Annotated in this window: 18 protein-coding genes; 9 read left to right on the top strand and 9 right to left on the bottom strand. The window is 71.5% G+C overall.

Annotation, left to right across the window (positions count from 1 at the left end; genetic code table 11):
* Positions 1-24: 24 nt before the first annotated feature.
* A complete protein-coding gene (locus AB0B48_RS05575; protein WP_357196332.1) occupies positions 25-1077 on the top strand; it encodes a GDP-mannose 4,6-dehydratase in 1053 nt (350 codons plus the stop codon).
* A 124-nt stretch (positions 1078-1201) separates the two neighbouring features.
* Complete coding sequence (locus tag AB0B48_RS05570; RefSeq protein ID WP_357196329.1) at positions 1202-3589, top strand: discoidin domain-containing protein; 2388 nt, start codon at positions 1202-1204, stop codon at positions 3587-3589.
* Between the two features lie 90 nt (positions 3590-3679).
* Here the strand turns inward: AB0B48_RS05570 and AB0B48_RS05565 are convergent, their stop codons facing one another.
* Positions 3680-4666, bottom strand: a complete 987-nt coding sequence (locus AB0B48_RS05565) for an aldo/keto reductase (RefSeq protein ID WP_357196326.1) — start codon at positions 4664-4666, stop codon at positions 3680-3682.
* A gap of 128 nt (positions 4667-4794) precedes the next feature.
* Between AB0B48_RS05565 and AB0B48_RS05560 the strand changes: the two genes are divergently transcribed.
* Positions 4795-5643 carry a helix-turn-helix transcriptional regulator gene (locus AB0B48_RS05560; RefSeq protein ID WP_357196323.1) on the top strand — a complete coding sequence of 283 codons (849 nt, stop codon included), beginning with the start codon at positions 4795-4797 and terminating at the stop codon, positions 5641-5643.
* A 9-nt stretch (positions 5644-5652) separates the two neighbouring features.
* Here AB0B48_RS05560 and AB0B48_RS05555 read toward each other — a convergent pair whose 3' ends face one another.
* A complete protein-coding gene (locus AB0B48_RS05555) occupies positions 5653-6519 on the bottom strand; it encodes a metallophosphoesterase (RefSeq protein WP_357196320.1) in 867 nt (288 codons plus the stop codon).
* 139 nt (positions 6520-6658) lie between these two features.
* On the opposite strand from AB0B48_RS05555, the gene AB0B48_RS05550 reads away from it, so the two are divergent.
* Complete coding sequence (locus tag AB0B48_RS05550) at positions 6659-7510, top strand: alpha/beta hydrolase (RefSeq protein ID WP_357196317.1); 852 nt, start codon at positions 6659-6661, stop codon at positions 7508-7510.
* A 92-nt stretch (positions 7511-7602) separates the two neighbouring features.
* Here AB0B48_RS05550 and AB0B48_RS05545 read toward each other — a convergent pair whose 3' ends face one another.
* The 6 genes from AB0B48_RS05545 to AB0B48_RS05520 are packed head-to-tail and all read right to left on the bottom strand — an operon-like array spanning position 7603 to position 13223.
* Positions 7603-8619: a methyltransferase gene (locus AB0B48_RS05545; RefSeq protein ID WP_355006668.1), complete on the bottom strand. Its 1017-nt coding sequence runs from the start codon at positions 8617-8619 to the stop codon at positions 7603-7605.
* Between the two features lie 42 nt (positions 8620-8661).
* Entirely contained in the window at positions 8662-9291 is a 630-nt protein-coding gene (locus AB0B48_RS05540) for a hypothetical protein (RefSeq protein ID WP_357196313.1), read from the bottom strand.
* A complete protein-coding gene (locus tag AB0B48_RS05535; RefSeq protein WP_357196310.1) occupies positions 9288-10694 on the bottom strand; it encodes a selenium-binding protein SBP56-related protein in 1407 nt (468 codons plus the stop codon). Before AB0B48_RS05535 ends, AB0B48_RS05540 begins: the two co-directional genes overlap by 4 nt.
* Before the next feature lie 14 nt (positions 10695-10708).
* A complete protein-coding gene (locus AB0B48_RS05530) occupies positions 10709-11440 on the bottom strand; it encodes an ABC transporter ATP-binding protein (protein WP_357196307.1) in 732 nt (243 codons plus the stop codon).
* On the bottom strand, positions 11413-12246 hold the full coding sequence (locus AB0B48_RS05525; RefSeq protein WP_357196304.1) for an ABC transporter permease subunit: 834 nt from the start codon (positions 12244-12246) through the stop codon (positions 11413-11415). The genes AB0B48_RS05530 and AB0B48_RS05525 overlap by 28 nt, the downstream gene beginning before the upstream one ends.
* Positions 12243-13223 (bottom strand): aliphatic sulfonate ABC transporter substrate-binding protein, encoded by a 981-nt coding sequence (locus AB0B48_RS05520; protein WP_357196301.1) that lies wholly within the window; start codon positions 13221-13223, stop codon positions 12243-12245. Before AB0B48_RS05520 ends, AB0B48_RS05525 begins: the two co-directional genes overlap by 4 nt.
* 177 nt (positions 13224-13400) lie before the next feature.
* Here AB0B48_RS05520 and AB0B48_RS05515 point away from each other — a divergent pair, with 177 nt between their 5' ends.
* Entirely contained in the window at positions 13401-14576 is a 1176-nt protein-coding gene (locus tag AB0B48_RS05515) for an LLM class flavin-dependent oxidoreductase (protein ID WP_357196299.1), read from the top strand.
* Positions 14577-14597: 21 nt separating this feature from the next.
* Here AB0B48_RS05515 and AB0B48_RS05510 read toward each other — a convergent pair whose 3' ends face one another.
* The gene (locus tag AB0B48_RS05510; protein WP_357196296.1) at positions 14598-15008 is read right to left on the bottom strand and encodes a hypothetical protein; all 411 of its coding nucleotides are present in this window, start codon (positions 15006-15008) and stop codon (positions 14598-14600) included.
* A 323-nt stretch (positions 15009-15331) separates the two neighbouring features.
* Between AB0B48_RS05510 and AB0B48_RS05505 the strand changes: the two genes are divergently transcribed.
* The 4 genes from AB0B48_RS05505 to AB0B48_RS05490 are packed head-to-tail and all read left to right on the top strand — an operon-like array spanning position 15332 to position 18424.
* Complete coding sequence (locus AB0B48_RS05505; protein WP_030335444.1) at positions 15332-15634, top strand: urease subunit gamma; 303 nt, start codon at positions 15332-15334, stop codon at positions 15632-15634.
* Complete coding sequence (locus AB0B48_RS05500) at positions 15631-15978, top strand: urease subunit beta (RefSeq protein ID WP_357196293.1); 348 nt, start codon at positions 15631-15633, stop codon at positions 15976-15978. The genes AB0B48_RS05505 and AB0B48_RS05500 overlap by 4 nt, the downstream gene beginning before the upstream one ends.
* On the top strand, positions 15975-17678 hold the full coding sequence (locus AB0B48_RS05495) for an urease subunit alpha (protein WP_357196290.1): 1704 nt from the start codon (positions 15975-15977) through the stop codon (positions 17676-17678). The genes AB0B48_RS05500 and AB0B48_RS05495 overlap by 4 nt, the downstream gene beginning before the upstream one ends.
* Positions 17678-18424 (top strand): urease accessory UreF family protein, encoded by a 747-nt coding sequence (locus tag AB0B48_RS05490; protein ID WP_357196287.1) that lies wholly within the window; start codon positions 17678-17680, stop codon positions 18422-18424. Before AB0B48_RS05495 ends, AB0B48_RS05490 begins: the two co-directional genes overlap by 1 nt.
* Positions 18425-18447 lie beyond the last annotated feature (23 nt).

The following is an 18447-nucleotide window of genomic DNA, read 5'->3' as shown; positions in this document are numbered from 1 at the left end:
CCCCGTCGTTCCAAGGAGTTCCACATGGACCAGCCAGCTGTTGCCGTCGGTGTCGACCCGCCGAAGGACCTGATCCCCGGACGCGTGCTGGTGACCGGAGGCGCCGGCTTCATCGGCAGCCACGTGGTCGCCCGGCTGATGTTGATGGGCAGTCAGGTCCGGGTGCTCGACAACTTCTCCACCGGTCGGATCGAGAACCTGGCCGATGCCGCGTACGGCGGGCTGACCGAGGCCGACGTCGTCTCGGGAGACATCCGTACGCCGGAGGGTGTCGAGGTCATCCACCAGTGGCAGCCGGACGTGGTGGTGCACCTCGCCGCGCAGCCCAGCGTTCCCGCGGCCCGTCGGTCACCCCTGTACGACGCCGACGTGAACGTCTTCGGCACCGTCAACGTGCTGGACGCCTGCGCCCGTGGGGGCGTACGGCTGGTGATCAACGCGGCCAGCAGCGCCATCTTCGGCAGCGTCGCCGCCCACGACCTGCCGGTCCGGGAGGACCATCCGATCGCCCCGGTGAGCCCGTACGGCGTCAGCAAGGCCGCCGGCGTGCACTACCTCGACTGGTACGGGCGTCAGCACGGCCTGCCGTACACCTCGATGGTGTTCGGCAACGTCTACGGACCCCGGCAGGAGGGCAGCGACTGCGGCGTGGTGTCCCTGATGGCCGACGCGCTGCTCGGCGGCCGGCAGGTGGTGATCTACGACGACGGTACGCAGACCCGGGACTTCATCCATGTCAGCGACGTCGCCGAGGCGATCGCCGTCGCCTGTCACCACCCCGGGGTGGGTCTGGTCAACATCGCCTCGGGTCGGCAGACGAGCGTCAACGAGGTCTACGACACGGTCCGGGAGGCGTCCGGCGTCGGCAACGCGGCCCGGTACGAGCCGCTGCCCTGGCCGGGCGAGGTGCGCAACATGGCGCTGGACACCAGGAAGGCGCGCGAGCTGCTCGGGTGGTACCCGAAGATCGGCTTCACCGAGGGCGTACGGATGACAGTGCGTGACGCCCGTCGCCGCCAGGCCGGCAGCCAGATCCTGTCCCCGGTGCGGGCGCTGGAGCGCGCCGTCAGCCACTGAGGACTCGGCGTGTAATTCCCGTCATCTGATCGGTATTTTCATTGATCAGTCTAACTCTTGCGGGTCGGCATCCACTGCTGCCACGATGGCCGTCAATGCCTTCCGTCCCGAAGGAGTGGTCGTCATGGCGGTCTCCCGCCGCAGGTTCGTCACATCGGTGCTGGCCGGGTCCGCCCTCGCCACCGCCTCCACCACCGAGCTGCTCACCAGCCTGTCCAGCCCCGCCCACGCCGCCAGTCCCCCCGGGGACGTGGTCGGCAAGGTGACCGTCGGCTACCAGGGCTGGTTCAGCGCACCCGGCGACGGGGCACCGATCGGCGGCTGGTGGCACTGGGGCCGCGACCGGTTCCAGCCGCCCTCACCCGCCAACACCACGATCGTGTCCTGGCCGGACATGCGCGAGTACACCCGCACCTACCCCACCGCGTACCCCAACCTGGGCAACGGCCAGCCGGCCACCCTCTTCTCCTCCTACGACCAGCAGACGGTGGACACCCACTTCCGCTGGATGCAGGAGAACGGCTGCGACACCGCAGCGCTGCAACGGTTCAACCCGATGGGCGACGAGGGCCCGACCCGCGACGCGATGACCCAGAAGGTGCGCTCCGCCGCCGAACGCTACAACCGCAAGTTCTACATCATGTACGACGTCACCGACTGGCTGACCTTCCAATCGGAGATCAAGACCGACTGGACGACGAAGATGGCCGCGTACACCGCGTCCTCGGCGTACGCCCGACAGAACGGCAAACCGGTCGTCTGCATCTGGGGCTTCGGCTTCAGCGAGCCCAGCCGACCCTTCACCCCCGGGCCCTGCCTGGAGGTCATCAACTGGTTCAAGGCCCAGGGCTGCTACGTCATCGGTGGCGTGCCCACCTGGTGGCGGCAGGGCATCGAGGACTCCCGCCCCGGCTTCCTCGACGTCTACCACGCGTTCCACGCGATCTCGCCGTGGATGGTCTACCGGGCCAGGACGGTGGAGGAGCTGGACTCCTACTACAACAACGTCAACGTCGGCGACATGGCCGACTGCGCGGCGCGCGGCATCGACTACCTGCCCTGCGTGATGCCCGGCGACCTCGCCGGGGGCCACCGCAAGCACGGCGACTTCTACTGGCGGCACATCTACAACATGGTCCGGCTCGGCTCCCAGGGCCTCTACGTGTCCATGTTCGACGAATACAACGAGGGCAACCAGATCGCGAAGACGTCCGAGACCCAGGCCACCACCCCGGCCGGCGCGAACATCCGCGCCCTGGACGAGGACGGCGTGGCCTGCTCCTCCGACTACTACCTCCGGATCACCGCCGACGGCGGCCGGATGCTCAAGGGGCAGCTCGCCCTCACCCCGGTCCGCCCCACCCCACCGATGGTCGGCACCCCGCCCCCGACCAGCGGCGACCTCGCGGCCGGCCGGTCCACCTCGGCCAGTAGCCAGAACGGCCCGTTCCCGGCCTCGAACGCGGTGGACTCCGACGCCGGCAGCTACTGGGAGAGCGGCGGCGGCGCCTTCCCACACTGGTGGCAGGTCGACCTCGGCGCCAGCCACCAGGTCAACAAGCTCGTCGTACGGCTGCCCGCCGGCTGGGGCGCGCGTACCCAGACCATCACCGTGCAGGGCAGCGTCGACGGCAGCACCTTCTCGACCATCGCCGCGGCCTCGGCGTTCGCCTTCGACCCGGCGACCGGCAACACCGTCACCCGCACGCTGACGACCACCACGGCCCGCTACGTCCGGCTGAGCATCGCCGGCAACACCGGCTGGCCGGCGGGCCAGCTCGCCAAGGTCGAGGTGTACGCGGGCAGCACCACCCCGGACAACCCGCCGACCGCCCCGGGCGGCCTCACTGTCACCGGCAAGACGTCGACGAGTGTGTCCCTGGCCTGGACGGCCTCCACCGACGACACCGGAGTCACCGGTTACCAGGTGCGCCAGGGCGGTACCGTCGTCGCCACCGTGACGGGCACCACGGCGACGGTGAGCGGGCTCAGCGCATCCACCGCGTACACCTTCACGGTCGTCGCCCGCGACGCCGCCGGCAACACCTCCAGCGCGTCCAACGCGGTCACCGTCACCACGGACGCCGCGGCCAACTCGGACCTGGCCCGGGGCCGATCCACCAGCGAGAGCAGCCACGTCCAGAGTTACGGGTCGGGCAATGTGGTCGACGGTGACGCGAACAGCTACTGGGAGAGCAGCAACAACGCGTTCCCGCAGTGGGTCCAGGTTGATCTGGGTTCCTCGCGGACTGTCGGGCGGGTGGTGCTGAAGCTGCCGCCGTCGTCGGCGTGGGGTGCTCGGACGCAGACACTGTCCGTGCAGGGCAGCACCGACGGGAGCAGCTTCGGCACGCTCGTCGGATCGGCGGGGCGCACCTTCGACCCGGCCACCGGCAACCAGGTGACGCTGACCTTCAGCGCCGCGCAGACGCGTTACGTGCGGATCGCCGTCACCGGCAACACCGGCTGGCCGGCAGGACAGCTCTCGGCCCTGGAGGTCTACGCCAGCTGACCGAGGCGTGGGCGGCCGTCGGGGAGCGGCGGCCGCCCAGCCCCGAGGTCCGACACCCGGACTACCCGATCATGGCTGCCTGACGAGGCACTAGTTACCGACGCCGAGGCTCGACATGAACGCCGCCGGGTAACGGTCACCCCGCGCGGCACCCTTCGGAACGGCCGCCTCGATCTCTTCGAGATCATCGGCCGACAGCTTCACGTCCAGCGCCGGCAACGCCTCGGCCAGCCGCTGCCGGGTACGCGCACCGACCAGCGGAACGATGAACGGGTCCTGCGTTGCCACCCACGCGATCGCCAACTGCGCCACAGTGCACCCCTTCGCGTGGGCGACCCGGCGCAACGCCTCCACCAGGGCGAGGTTGTGCGGCGCGTTCTCGGCGGAGAAGCGGGGACTGTGGTTACGCGGATCGCCCGCCCGCCCCGGCGTCCAGTTCCCCGAGAGCAGGCCACGGCTCAGCACTCCGTACGCGGTCAGGCCGATGCCCAGCTCCCGCAGCGTGGGCAGCACGTCGGCCTCGACCGCCCGCGACAGCAGCGAGTATTCAATCTGAAGATCAGCAACCGGATGTACGGCGTGCGCCCGCCGGACGGTCTCCGCGTCAACCTCGGAGAGCCCCACATACCGCACGTAGCCGGCGTCGATCATCTCCTTGATCGCGCCGATCGTGTCCTCGATCGGCACCGACCGGTCGAGTCGGGCCGGCCGGTAGATGTCCACGTAGTCGACGCCGAGCCGGGTCAGCGAGTAGCTCAGGAAGTTCCGCACCGAAGCCGGGCGGGAGTCCTGACCGGCGAACCGCATGCCCGGCCCCACCTGCTGCCCGAACTTCACACTCAGCAGATAGCTGTCCCGGTCGCGCCCCCGCAACGCCTCCGACAGCAGCAGCTCGTTGTGCCCCATGCCATAGAAGTCGCCGGTGTCGACCAGCGTGACCCCCGCGTCCAGCGCGGCCCGTACGGTGGCGATGCTCTCCTCGCGATCGGCCGGCCCGTACGTGCCCGACATGCTCATCGCCCCCAGCCCCACCGCGGAAACCTTGGGACCCGTGTTGCCCAGAGTGCGTGTCTGCATCGAAACTCTCCTCATCGGTCGATTTCGCCTCCACCCTGCGCCGCTTTCCGGCCCGCCGGCAGCGGAGCGCTTATCGTGGGAGCGCCGCTCCCTGGCTCGGTGCCCAGTCCCCGAGGCAGCATGGAGGCATGCAGCGTGAGCAGCTCGCCGACTTCCTGAGGCGTCGGCGCGAGGCCATCCGCCCCGCCGAGGTCGGCATCGCCGGCGGCCCCCGCCGCCGCACCGCCGGCCTGCGCCGCGAGGAGGTCGCCATGCTCGCCGGCATGTCCGTCGACTACGTCGTACGCCTTGAGCAGGGCCGTAGCAGCCAGCCGTCGACCCAGCTGCTCGGTGCCCTGGCCCGGGCCCTGCGCCTGACCGACGACGAGCGAAGCCACCTGTTCCACCTGGCCGGCCACCAGCCGCCGCCCGCCGACGGCATCGCCAGCCTGGCCCGGGCCGGCCTGGTCCGCCTGCTCGACCTGGTTGGCGGCACCCCCGCCATGGTCCTGTCCGACCTCGGCGAGGTCCTTGCGCAGAACCGCATGTCGATCCTGCTCACCGGCGACCACACCGGGCTGACCGGCGACCGCCGCTACGTCGCCTACCGCTACTTCACCGACCCGGTCATCCGCGACCTCCACGGCCCCGAGGAATGGCAGCGGCACGCCCGCCAGCAGGTCGCCGACCTGCGCGCGGTGGCCGGTCGGCGGGCCGGCGATCCGGCCGTGACCGGTCTGATCGAACGGTTGCGGGCTGCGAGCGACGACTTCCGGCGGCTGTGGGCCGAGCACGAGGTGGCGGTGCGCCGGGCCGACCGCAAGACGTTCATGCACCCGCGCGTGGGCCGCATCACGATGGACTGCGAAACCCTGGTCACCCCCGACCTAGGCCAGCAGCTGCTGGTGCTGACCCCGGCCGACGCCGAGGCGCGGGAGAAGCTTGAGTTGCTGCGCGTGCTGGGGGTCGAGGAGTTCCCGGCCGGTGTGCCGCACTGACAGTCGGGTTTACCCGCTGACGGACGAGCGCCGGCGCACGTCGTCCGCCGGGTTGATGGTGCGCACCGGGTCGGGCACCGACCCCCGGGGCTGCCACTCGCGGGGGTAGCCGAGGGAGACCTCCTCGAAACGCACCCCGTCGTGGAAGGTGGTGCGGGGGATGTGCAGGTGCCCGTACACGACGGTGGACGCGCCGAAGCGCAGGTGCCAGTCGCTGGTGCGGACGGTGCCGCACCACTGGGCGAAGACCGGGAAACGCAGGACGTCGGTGGGGTCCCGCACCAGCGGGTAGTGGTTGACGAGCACCGTCGGCAGCGCCGGGTCGCGTTCGGCCAGCCGGCGTTCGGTCTCGGCGACCCGTGCCGCGCACCACGCCTCCCGGCTCGGGTACGGGTCGGGGTGCAGCAGTGCCTCGTCGGTGCACACCACCCCGGCCTGGTACGCCAAAGCCAGTGACTCCTGCTTGGTGCGCGCCTGTGGCACCCGGAACGTGTAGTCGTAGAGCACGAAGAGCGGGGCGATGGTGGCCGGGCCGCCGTCGCCGTCCCACACCGGGTACGGATCCTCCGGGGTGAGCACCCCCAACCGCTGGCACATCCGCACCAGCTCGCGGTAGCGCTCCTCGCCGCGCAACGTGACCGGGTCGCGCGGTGGCGTCCACAGCTCGTGGTTGCCCGGCGCCCAGACGACCCGGGCGAACCGGCTGCTCAGCAGCCCGAGCGCCCACTCGATGTCGGCGAACCGGTCGGCGACGTCCCCGGCGACGAGCAGCCAGTCACCGGCATTCTCCGGGTGTAGCTCCTGGACGAACGCGCGGTTCTGCGGGTGCCCGATGTGCAGGTCACTGACGGCCCGCAGCCGGGGCGGAAGTTTCACCCCCCGAGGTTAGGGCGGCGGGGGAGGGTCCGGGAACCCCTGTTCCTGCTGTTCGGGCCGATCTGACGGCCCGCATATCCGTCGACCGGGCGGGAAAGCGCGGGGCGTCCGACAGCCCAAACCGGAGCAGGAGTAAAACATGCCTTTCATTACCGTGGGGACGGAAAACTCCGCGCCCATCGACCTGTACTACGAGGACCACGGTTCCGGTAAGCCGGTGGTGCTCATCCACGGCTTCCCGTTCAACGGTGCGACCTGGGAGAAGGAGACCACCGCGCTACTCAACGCCGGATACCGGACGATCACCATTGATCGGCGCGGTTACGGCAACTCCGCCCAGCCGGCGTTCGGGTACGACTACAACACGTTCGCGGCGGACCTGGACGTGTTGATGACCGAGCTGGACCTCAAGGAGGCGACCCTCATCGGTCACTCGATGGGCACCGGCGAGGTGGTCCGCTACCTGGGTAACTACGGCTCGCAGCGGGTGAGCCGGGCCGTGCTGCTCAGCCCGCTGCAACCGATGCTGGCCAAGGCGAGCGACAACCCGGAGGGTGTCGACCGGAGCCTCTTCAAGGGCTTCCAGGACGCCATCATCAAGGACCGCTTCGCCTACCTGACGTCCTTCTGCGACGCGTTCTTCAACCCGGACCAGAACATGGGTAAGCGAGTCAGCGAGGAGGCGTACCGGGCGCACTGGCAGATCGGTGCGATGGCTTCCGGCAAGGCCACCCACGACAGCGTGGACGCCTGGCAGGAGGACTTCCGCCCGGATCTGCCGAAGATCAACATTCCGGTGTTGATCGTCCAGGGTGACCAGGACCGTGTGCTTCCCTACCCGGTGACCGGTCAGCGGCTCGGGCCGATGATGCCGACCGCCCAGCTCGTCACGCTCAAGGGCGCGCCGCACGGCATCCCGTGGACCCACGCCGACGAGGTCAACAAGGCGATCATGGACTTCATGAAGCAGCCGGCCAAGGCTCGCGCCTGACCCGTACCGGTAGCCGATCGGACGCCAGCGCCAACCCGGCGCTGCGACACCCGGCCCACGGTTTCGCACCCGGGGCCGGGTGTCGTCCGCGTTCAGGCCCGGCGCGCCACCACCGCGCCGTTGGCGCCCGGCGCGTCGAACGGCACCGTACGCACGTCGACGAAGCCGGCGTCGGTGAGCCAGGCAGCGTACTCGGCGCCCGAGTAGTTCCGGCCACCCTCGGTCTCGACGAGCATGTTCATCCCCATCAGGGCCGCTTCCGGCGGCCCGGTGCGCTCATCGTTCAGCAGCAGTTCGCAGACCACGATCGCTCCACCGGGCGGCAACGCCGCGTGGCACCGGGCCAGCAACGCCCGGTTGGTCGGCTCGTCCCAGTCGTGCAGGATCATGCTGAGCAGGATGACGTCGTGCCCGTCGGGTAGCGCCGGGTCGGCGAGGAAGTCACCGCCCACCGCGTCGATCCGCCCGGTCAGGCCGGCCTCCGCTATCCGCTCCCGGGCCCGCACGCAGACGTGCGGCAGATCCAGGACGGTGGCCCGCAGCTCGGGCAGGCGGCGGCAGAACTCGATCGGGAACGCGCCGGCACCGCCGCCCACGTCGAGCAGCCGGCGGTGCGCCGAGAAGTCGTACGCGTCGGCCAGCGCGCTGGCGGTGAAGCTGGACGTGGAGAACATCGCGTCCCAGAACTGCGCCAGCATCTCCGGATCGGCGGTGTCGAACATCGACTGTTGGGCCTCCGGGTCCCAGGTCAACGGCCGATCCGTGCGCAGGGCCTCCCCGATGCGGTGCCAGGGCAGGTAGGTGCGCAGGTCCGAGTAACGAACCTGCGCCCCGAAGTAGTACGGGCGACCCTCGACCAGGAACTGCTCGGCCAACTCCGAGTTGCGGTAGCCGTCGCCCGCCTTCTCCAACAGGCCGAGCGACGCGCTGGCGGCCAGCAACAGGTCCGCGGGCCGGTCGGGCAGCCCGAACTCGGCGGCGGCCTGCTCGACGGTCATCGTCCGCCCGCCGGCCAACCGGGTGAACAGACCGAGCTCGACGCCGGCCGCGAGGGTCTTGAACCCCCACACACCGGCCACCAGGCGCATGAGGGGAGTGGGAGTGATCACCCCGACATCAGATCACGATTTGCCGCCGTCCACGATGGTCGGTCATGCCCGGATCAGCGTCACCAACCCCGCGGCCACCAGCACTCCGGCCCAGAGCCGGTCCACGTTGAACCAGGCCCGACGCAGCACGCCGACCCCGAGCACCTGGTAGACCAGCAGCGCCACGGCCAGGGCGACGCCGAGCATGGCCACGGTGTGCACCCCGGCCGCCGCGAGGCCGGACAGCGCGCCGACCGGCGCGGCGGCCAGGTGCCCGGAGTGACCCCCGGGCACCGGCTCGGCCACCAGCACCGGCACCAGCATGAGCCCTGCCCCGTGCGCCGACGACATGAGGAACGACCAGGCGGCGAGCTGTGCTGCGGACAGTCGCATCCCTGCCCAGCGGAAGTGCCGCTCGGAGAGCAGCCGCCACAGCCCGAAGGCCACCAGCACCACACCGCCGACCACCGCGAGGGTGCTGCTCGCCGTCACCGAGCGGGTCGCGGCGACCAACGCGGCGACGATGGCCACCGAGGCGAGATGCCCCACCGCGATCGGCGGCAGGGCGCGCAGCAGCGCCAGCCGGCTGCGCTCCTGAAGGCCCCGCGCCACGGCGAACAGCCAACCCATCGCCGGGTTCAGACCATGGAACGCGCCGAGCGCGGCGAGCGTCGCGAGGGTGGTGACGGTCATGGATAGCAGTACGAGTCGGAGGAGGCGTCGCCGCCCTGCAACCGGGTCTGGTGCACCCGCAGGCCCCGGAACTCATCCCCGTGCGGAAAGAACCGCTCATCCGGGGTGAGCCCGCCGGCGTCCACGTCGACGTCGAGCTTGGCCAGCCAGGCACCCACCCCGTCGGGGTAGAACTGGTCGTCCCACGCGCCGTAGAGCGAGTTGCTGACGTAGACGCGCCGGCCGTCCCGGCTGACCTCCACCATCTGCGGGCCACCCGCGAGGGCCTCATCGGGTGCGGACGGGTGCGCGGTGCGGCGGACGATCCCGCCGAGGTGCACCGAGCCTGTCTGGACCGGGTGCAGCGGGTCGCTGACGTCGTACTGGCGCAGCTCCCCGGTGCCCCAGCAGGAGACGTAGAGGAACCTGTCGTCGACCGACAGGTCGATGTCGGTCACCAGCGGCGGCACCGCCCCGAACGGCTTGAGCAGGTCGGGCAGGTTCGCCGGGTCGGCCGGCTCGGCCGGGATGTCGATGACCTTGGTGACCGCCCAGGCGTCCCCGTCGCGGTGCCAGAGCCAGATCGAGGCGGACAGGTCCTCGACGCTGATCACCACGCCGACGAACCCGTACGACTTCGTCGGATCGTGTGCCGGCCGCAGCTCCAGCGGCATCTGGTACTGGTCGCCGAGATCGACCCGTTGGACGTGCCGGCGTTTCGCCAGATCCCAGAAGTGGATGGCGTGCCCGTAGCGTCGACCCAGCAGCAGCTCACCGATGATGCCGTCCTCGATCATCGGCGGGGTGCCCCACTCGCTGGTGACCAGCACGTCCTGGGTCAGGTGCCACCACACGTCGTACGCCAGGAACTGCGGCCCCCGGTCGGCCTCCCACGCCCCGCGGACCTCGAACGTGGTGTGGTCGAGGATGGCGATGCCACCCGGGCCGTCCGCGCCGTCCGCGCCGCCGAGAGCGGAGAGGTAGATGCCGTCCGGGCCACAGTGCACTGTGTGCGGCCGTGAGTAGCCGGCCCGCTTCGCCAACTCGTCGGCCCCGATCACCTTGACGATCTGCGGCTGGCGCGGATCCGGCTGGGTGTCGAGCACGTGGATGCGCGACGACCGCAGGCCGGGGACGATCAGGTAACGCCGCTCGACATGCGGGTGCGGCGCGGTCGGGCAGAGCGCGCTGCTGCACGCGTTCCAGCCGAAGTGGTGCAGCTCGTCACCCACGTACGGCAGGTCGGTCCAGCCGACGACCCGGCCGTAGTCGGGGGAGTCGGGGTCGGTGTCCAGCACCACGATGGCGTCCGGACGGCTGGCCGTCCGGTCGAAGGCCGCCACGTAGGCGAGCTTCTCCGCCGGCGCGGTCACCGCCTCGCGGGGCGAGGGGTAGAACGTGGGGTCGGGGGTCCAGCGGGTCATCGCAGCTCCGCTCGTCAGGTGGTGGGAACGCCGAGTCGGTCGAGCAGGTGGCGGCGTAGCGCGCCGAAGGCCGGGTCGTCCGGCGTGCGGGTGGGGCCGAGGTCGACGGGCAGTTCCGCGGCGATGCGGCCCTCATCGAGGAGCAGGATCCGGTCGGCGAGCAGCAGCGCCTCCTCCACGTCGTGAGTGACCAGCAGGGCGGCGAAGCCGTGCTCGGCGCGCAGCCGGCGCAGCAGGATCTGCATCCGCAGGCGGGTCAGCGCGTCCAGGGCGCCGAACGGCTCGTCGAGCAGCAGCAGGTCCGGCTCGCGGACCAGGGCCCGCGCCACTGCCACCCGCTGCGCCTGCCCGCCGGACAACTCCGCCGGCCAGGCGCGATCCCGCTCGGCGAGACCGACCTCGGCCAGCGCCCGCCGTATCCGCCCCGGGCCGTCCGCGCCGGACAGGCCGAGCCCCACGTTCTCCGCCACGCGTTTCCATGGCAGCAACCGATGCTCCTGAAAGACCACCGCGGCGGTGCCGTGCACGACGCTCGTCCCGCTGGCCTCGCCGTCCAACCCGGCGAGAATCCTCAGCAGCGTGCTCTTGCCGGAACCGCTGCCGCCCAGCAGGGCCACCACCTCGCCGCGGGCGATGGTCACGTCGACCCCGGCCAGCACGACCGTCGGCCCGAACGCCCGGCGCACCGCGTGGGCGGTGAGCACCGGCTCGGCGCCGATCAGGTGGCCCGCAGTCCGCGACGCCATGTCAACATCCTCCTCTCCAGGACCCGCAACGCACTGTCGGATATCAGCCCGAGCAGCGCGTAGACGAGCAGGCCGAGCACCACCACGTCGGTCTGGCTGAACTCCCGCGCCTCCATCATCAGAAAGCCGATCCCGGTCTGGGCGTTGACCTGCTCGCCGACGACCAGGCTGAGCCAGGCCGCCCCGATCGCCAGCCGCAGGCCGAGGAACAGCGACGGCAACGCGCCGGGCAGCACCACGTGCCGCAGTCGGGCGGCCTGCCCCAGACCACAGGTGCGGGCCGCCTCCACCAGCCGCTCGTCGATGTCCCGGATCCCGGCGTAGGTGTTGAAGTAGATGGGGAAGAACGCGCCCAGAGCCACCAGGCTGATCTTGAGTGATTCACCGATGCCCACCCAGATGATCAGCAACGGGACCAGCCCGAGGTGCGGCAGCATCCGGGCCATCTGCACCGGCGGGTCGACCAGGTCGTCACCGAGCCGCAGCAGCCCGGCCACGGTGCCCAGGACCAGGGCCAGGAGACCGCCGATCAGCAGGCCGGCACCGGCCCGGGTGAGGGAGTCCAGCAGGTGGATTCCGAGCGTCCCGTCCCGGCTCAGCCGCGCGCCGGTGGCCAGGACGTCGCTGGGCGCGGGCAGCTTCTCGGCCGCCAGCAGCCCGGTCCGCGCGGCCAACTCCCACCCCAGGACCAGCGCCACCGGGCTCACCACCCGCCGCCAGCGCCGGGTCGACCGCTGACGACGGGGTACGACAGGCGCCGCCGCGGTGACCTCTTCGGGCGCCTCGACGAGCGTCGCCCGACTCACTGGAACACCTCGTTGAACCGGCCGTCGACCCGGGATCGGAGGTCGACCGGCCCCGGGATGAGTTCCAGGGCGATGAAGCTGTCGGTGATCGCCTGAAGTTCGTCGCCGATGGCCGGGGTGACCGGGGCGAGGGGCTTGGCGCTGCGGGCCAGGGCGCGGCTGGTGACGTCCTGGGGGATCTTCAGCTCCGGAGCGAGGGTGCTGGCCCGCTCCTCGGGGTGGGCGATGCCCCAGTCGGTCACCTCGCGGTAGCGCTGGAGGAAAGCGCGGATCTCGTCCGTCCGCTTGTCGACCGCTCGGGGCGAGGCGAGGACGTACTCGCGGTTGCTGGCCAGACCGGTCGCGTCGGCGAGCACCTGGACCCCCGGTTGCTCGGCCAGGGCGAAGTACGGGTCCCAGATCACCCAGGCGTCGATCTGCCCGCCGTCGAACGCGGGCCGCCCCTCGGCGGGCTTGAGGTACTTGACCTGGATGTCCTTCAACGTCATGTTGTTCGCCTCCAACAGCCGGACCAGCAGCCAGTGCACGTTGGACCCCTTGTTGAGGGCCACTGTCCGGCCCTTGAGGTCGGCGAAGCTGCGGTAGCCCCGGTCGGCCTTGACCAGCACAGCCTCCCCCTGCGGAATCGGTGCCGAGGTGCCGATGACGGAGAACGGGATCTTCCCGGCGGCGGCGAAGACGGGCGGCGCCTCGCCGACCTGTCCGATGTCGATGGAGCCGGCCTTGAGCGCCTCGGTGAGCGCGGGTCCGCTCTCGAACAGCGACCACTCCACATCCGGTGCGGCGCCGCGCGCCTTGACCAGGCTCAGCCCGCCGAAGCGCTGGTAGCCGATCCGGAGCTTCTGAGCGCTGCCGCCGTCCGCATCGGCGGACCCGCCGCACGCGCTCACCGCGACAGTGGCGAGCAGCGCCACTGTGCTGAGTGCCGCCGTCAGGAGGCGGCGGTGCGGGGGACGGCTCGTCGACGGGGTGGGCATGGCGGCTCCTCGGGTCGGGGGCAGGCGGACAGCGGCGCATCGACAGGTGTCGCCGCCGGCAGTAGCCTACTAACCCGATAGGTTTTATGGGTAGGCTGTCGGCGGGATCGTCCCACCCCTCAGGAGGCGCCCGCCTCGCCGCGTGCGCCGACCGCCCCCGCTGGAGGAAAGAGCCCCATGACCCTCACCTTCCACTGGTTCCTACCCACCAACGGCGACAGCCGGGACATCGTCGGCGGCGGCCACGGCGTACCGACCGGTGCCGCGGGAGGCGCCCGCCCGGCCAGCGTGGCGTACCTCGGGCAGATCGCCCGCAGCGCCGAGCAACTCGGCTTCGTCGGCGCCCTCACCCCCACCGGCGCCTGGTGCGAGGACGCCTGGCTCAGCACCGCGATGCTCACCGAGGTGACCGAGCGACTCAAGTTCCTGGTCGCCTTCCGGCCCGGGCTGCTGGCCCCCACCCTCGCAGCCCAGATGGGCTCGACCTTCCAGCGGCTGTCCCGGGGCCGGCTGCTGCTCAACGTGGTCACCGGCGGCGAGTCACAGGAGCAGCGGGCCTACGGCGACTTCCTGGACAAGGACGCCCGGTACGCGCGGGCCGACGAGTTCCTGCACGTGGTGCGTGCGCTGTGGCGCGGCGAGACCGTCGACCACGACGGCACCCACGTCCGCGTCGAACAGGCACGGCTGCATCGGCCGCCCGACCCGGTGCCGCCGGTCTACTTCGGTGGGTCCTCCGCCGCCGCACTTCCGGTGGCGGTGCGGCACAGCGACGTCTACCTCACCTGGGGCGAGCCGCCGGCCCTGGTCGCCGACAAGCTGGAGCGGGTCCGGGCGCTGGCCGCCCGCGCCGGGCGTGAGTTGCGCTTCGGCATCCGGTTGCACGTCATCGTGCGTGACACCGTCGAGCAGGCCTGGGCGCAGGCGCAGCGCCTGCTCGACGGGGTGTCCGAGGCCGACATCCGGGCCGTGCAGGAGGGACTGCGCCGCAGCGAGTCCGAGGGGCAGCGCCGCATGCTCGACCTCAACGGTGGCTCCCGCGACGGCCTGGAGGTCGCCCCCAACCTGTGGGCGGGGGTCGGGCTGGTCCGCGGCGGGGCCGGCACGGCGCTGGTGGGCAGCCACGCCGAAATCGCCGACCGGATCGCTGAATACCACGCGCTCGGCATCGACGAGTTCATCCTCTCCGGCTATCCGCACCTGGAGGAGGCGTACTGGTTCGGCGAGGGCGTGCTGCCGATCCTTCGCGAGCGTGGGCTGTGGCGGCACCCCGACGGCCAGCCAGGGGCCGGCGACCACGTCGACATCCCCTTCGCCGGCGTGCCAGCGCCGCAACCCGCCGTGGCCCGCTGACCGGCGGCCCGCTGCGATCGGTTATCTCGCGGCGCGTCGGCCGGCGAACCGCTGGCCGACCCGCCGCGCCGCGAGGCTCACCACGGTGCTGCCGGCCGCCATCCCGACCAGCACCAGAATCCCCCCGACCACCCACAGCCCGCTGTCGTCGGTCCCGGCGGCCCGCCACGACCAGGCCGCCGTGAACGCCACGGTCATCACCGGCGCCACCAACCACGGGCTGAGCCGCGTCCCGGCGAGCGCGGCCAGCAGCACGAGCGTCACCACACAGCCGATCACCTGCCACGGCTCGTACGGGCCGCTGCTCGCGCCGGTCTGCGCGTCGACCGTGTACCGGGTGTCCCAGCCCAGCCAGAGGAGCCACGTCCCGACCGTGGCCGCCGCCAGGAACAGAACACCGAGCAGTGCGCGCGTACCCCTCGTCGCCGTCATCCGGTGATCATCCCCTGCCTGCCGCCGCACGGGAACACGTACCCGCACCGGGCCGTGAACCAGGCCGATCCCCAGTGGACTGTTGCCTCGGTCGGTGGCGATCCTCTACGGTCTGCTCAGCGGTGGGCGGTGCGGTCCGCATCCGACCCGACACCGCCGGATGCCCGTCGTGCGGGCCGGGATGGTGGAGTCCCGGGTCGCCCCGTCGGCGGTGGCCCGGCGGTCGTGTGACTCCCAGCTCGTCCCCTCGGGTCCTGGTGCCCGGGTGGCTCCGCGTGGAGCCGACGGCGAGCCGGGGCACGCCGACCCACCGGGAGAGCCCCGTGTTCCTCAGCCCGCACGAGCAGGATCGCCTGCTCGTCCACGTCGCGGCCGATGTCGCCCGCGCCCGCCGCGAACGCGGCCTGCGCCTCAACTACCCCGAAGCCGTCGCGGTGATCACCGCGTTCCTCCTCGAAGGGGCCCGCGACGGGCGGTCGGTGGTCGACCTGATGTCGGCCGGCCGGGCGGTGTTGGGCCGCGACGACGTCCAGGACGGCATCCCCGAGCTGCTGAGGGAGGTGCAGGTGGAGGCGACGTTCCCGGACGGCACCAAGCTCGTGACGGTGCACCACCCGATCCCGTGATCCCCGGGGAGATCCTGCCGGCGGCCGACCCGGTCGAGATCAACGTGGGTCGTCCGGTGACCACGGTGCTCGTGGTCAACACCGCCGACCGCCCGGTGCAGGTCGGCTCGCACTACCACTTCGCCGAAGCCAACCCGGCGCTGTCGTTCGACCGCAGGGCGGCCTGGGGGCAGCGGCTGGCCGTCCCGGCCGGCACCTCCGTCCGGTTCGAGCCGGGCATCAACCGCAGCGTCGAGCTCGTACCACTTGGCGGCGCACGTGTCGTGCCGGGTCTGCGCGCAGAGTGCGCGGGACCGCTGGACCCCTCGCCGCACGCGGTCACTGCCGACGGGTCAACGCGGTGAGCGCCGTGCGGCGGGACCGCTACATCGACCTGTACGGCCCGACGACCGGTGACCGGATCAGACTGGCCGACACGAACCTGCTGATCGAGGTGGAGACCGACCACTGCGTAGGCGGCGACGAGGCTGTCTTCGGCGGCGGGAAGGTGATCCGCGAGTCGATGGGGCAGTCCCGTGCCACCCGCGCCGAGGGGGCACTGGACACCGTCATCACCGGCGCGGTGGTGCTCGACCACTGGGGCGTCGTCAAGGCCGACGTGGGGCTGCGCGACGGACGCATCGTGGCGCTCGGCCGGGCCGGCAACCCGGACACCATGCCCGGTGTGCACCCCGACCTGGTCATCGGCCCGTCGACGGAGGTGATCGCGGGCAACGGGCGGATCCTCACCGCCGGCGCGGTCGACACCCACGTGCACTTCATCTGCCCGCAGATCGTCACCGAAGCGCTGGCCAGTGGCATCACCACGATGGTCGGCGGCGGCACCGGGCCGGCCGAGGGGACCCGCGCGACAACTGTCACCCCGAACGCCTGGCACCTGGCCCGGATGCACGAGGCACTGGACACCATGCCGGTCAACGTGCTGCTGCTCGGCAAGGGCAACACCGTCTCCAGCGAAGCGCTGTGGGAACAGTTGCGGGCCGGTGCGGGCGGTTTCAAGCTGCACGAGGACTGGGGCACCACACCGGCGGCGATCGACGCCTGCCTGCGGGTGGCGGACGCGTCCGGGGTCCAGGTGTCGATCCATACCGACACGCTCAACGAGGCCGGATTCGTCGCCGACACCCTGCGGGCGATCGGTGGACGGGCGATCCACTCGTACCACACCGAGGGAGCCGGTGGCGGTCACGCACCGGACATCATCACCGTGGCCAGCGAACCGAACGTGCTGCCGTCGTCGACCAACCCGACCCGGCCGTACACCGCGAACACCCTGGCCGAGCACTTGGACATGCTGATGGTCTGCCACCATCTCAACCCGTCCGTGCCGGAGGACCTCGCCTTCGCCGAGAGCCGGATCCGACCGTCCACGATGGCTGCCGAGGACCTGCTGCACGACCTCGGCGCCATCTCGATCATCGGCTCCGACGCGCAGGCCATGGGCCGGGTCGGCGAGGTGATCATGCGGACCTGGCAGAGCGCCCACGTGATGAAGGACCGGGTCGGCGCCCTACCGGGTGACGGGCCCGCCGACAACCACCGGGCCCGACGGTACGTGGCGAAATACACCATCTGCGCCGCGATGGCCAACGGCCTGGAACGGGAGATCGGCTCGGTCGAACCGGGCAAGCTCGCCGACCTGGTGCTCTGGGACCCGGCGTTCTTCGGGGTCCGGCCGCACCTGGTACTCAAGGGCGGCATGATCGCGTACGCCCAGATGGGCGACGCCAACGCCTCGATCCCGACACCGCAGCCGATGCTGCCGAGGCCGATGTTCGGGGCGTACGGCGCGGCGGCGTCCGCCACCAGCCTGGCCTTCGTGGCCCCGGCGGCCGTGGACGCCGGGCTCCGCCTGGACGTGCGTCGCCGGGTGGTGCCGGTGAGCGACGTACGGTCGCGGGGCAAGGCCGACCTGCCGGAGAACAACGCGATGCCGCGCATCGAGGTGGACCCGGACACCTTCACGGTGCGGATCGACGGGCAGGTGGTGGAGCCGGACCCGGTGACCCGGCTGCCGATGACCCAGCGGTACTTCCTGTTCTGATGGCAACGCCGAGCCTGCTGTTGCTGTTGGCCGACGGACGCTTCCCGGCCGGGGCGCACGCGCACTCCGGTGGTCTGGAGGCGGCCGTCGCCGCCGGCCGGGTCACCGACCTGGCCTCGTTGGAGGCGTTCCTGGCCGGACGACTGGCCACCGCCGGTCTGGTCGGCGCGGCGTTCGCGGCAGCCGCACACCGGGCGGCGGTGGCCGAGACCGCCGACTCCGCCAACCCGGCCCGGTCCGCCCGAGGGGCGGACGCGCCGGCTGAGTCCGCCGCCCGGTCGGGGGCGCTGGCTCGGCTCGACGCGGAGCTGGACGCGCGTACCGCTGCCCCGGCGTTGCGGGCGGTCTCGCGCCGACAGGGTAGGGCGCTGCTGCGGGCCGGGCGGGCCATCTGGTCGGACGCCCCGTTCGCCGACCTGCCCGCGACGCCCGGTGGCGCACACCAGCCGCTGGTGCTCGGGCTGCTCTGCGCCGCGGCCGGGCTGTCCCGTGTCGAGACCGCCACGATCGCCGCGTACGGGACGCTGACCGGGGCGGCCAGCGCCGGCGTACGTCTGCTCGGACTCGACCCGTACCAGGTCCAAGCGTTGCTGGTCGGCCTGGCCGACGCCTGCGACGGCACGGCCGCCGACGCGGCGCGGGCCGCCGATGATCCACCGGAGCGGCTGCCAGCCGCCGCCGCCCCACTCGCCGACATCCATGCCGAGATCCATGCCACCTGGGAGGTGCGTCTCTTTGCGTCCTGACACCGTTGTGCCGAGCGCTGTGC

The sequence above is a fragment of the Micromonospora sp. NPDC049089 genome, from assembly GCF_040648775.1.
In the GTDB taxonomy this organism is placed as follows: domain Bacteria; phylum Actinomycetota; class Actinomycetes; order Mycobacteriales; family Micromonosporaceae; genus Micromonospora.
The sequence above is the reverse complement of the archived record's forward strand: the minus strand, read 5'-3'. Positions and strand labels throughout refer to the sequence as shown.

Excerpts from the sequence above, each read along its gene's own strand:
- AB0B48_RS05575 (WP_357196332.1), top strand. The coding sequence starts at position 25 with ATGGACCAGCCAGCTGTTGCCGTCGGTGTCGACCCGCCGAAGGACCTG.
- AB0B48_RS05570 (WP_357196329.1), top strand. The coding sequence starts at position 1,202 with ATGGCGGTCTCCCGCCGCAGGTTCGTCACATCGGTGCTGGCCGGGTCC.
- AB0B48_RS05565 (WP_357196326.1), bottom strand. The coding sequence starts at position 4,666 with ATGCAGACACGCACTCTGGGCAACACGGGTCCCAAGGTTTCCGCGGTG.
- AB0B48_RS05560 (WP_357196323.1), top strand. The coding sequence starts at position 4,795 with ATGCAGCGTGAGCAGCTCGCCGACTTCCTGAGGCGTCGGCGCGAGGCC.
- AB0B48_RS05550 (WP_357196317.1), top strand. The coding sequence starts at position 6,659 with ATGCCTTTCATTACCGTGGGGACGGAAAACTCCGCGCCCATCGACCTG.
- AB0B48_RS05540 (WP_357196313.1), bottom strand. The coding sequence starts at position 9,291 with ATGACCGTCACCACCCTCGCGACGCTCGCCGCGCTCGGCGCGTTCCAT.
- AB0B48_RS05535 (WP_357196310.1), bottom strand. The coding sequence starts at position 10,694 with ATGACCCGCTGGACCCCCGACCCCACGTTCTACCCCTCGCCCCGCGAG.
- AB0B48_RS05530 (WP_357196307.1), bottom strand. The coding sequence starts at position 11,440 with ATGGCGTCGCGGACTGCGGGCCACCTGATCGGCGCCGAGCCGGTGCTC.
- AB0B48_RS05520 (WP_357196301.1), bottom strand. The coding sequence starts at position 13,223 with ATGCCCACCCCGTCGACGAGCCGTCCCCCGCACCGCCGCCTCCTGACG.
- AB0B48_RS05515 (WP_357196299.1), top strand. The coding sequence starts at position 13,401 with ATGACCCTCACCTTCCACTGGTTCCTACCCACCAACGGCGACAGCCGG.
- AB0B48_RS05510 (WP_357196296.1), bottom strand. The coding sequence starts at position 15,008 with ATGACGGCGACGAGGGGTACGCGCGCACTGCTCGGTGTTCTGTTCCTG.
- AB0B48_RS05490 (WP_357196287.1), top strand. The coding sequence starts at position 17,678 with ATGGCAACGCCGAGCCTGCTGTTGCTGTTGGCCGACGGACGCTTCCCG.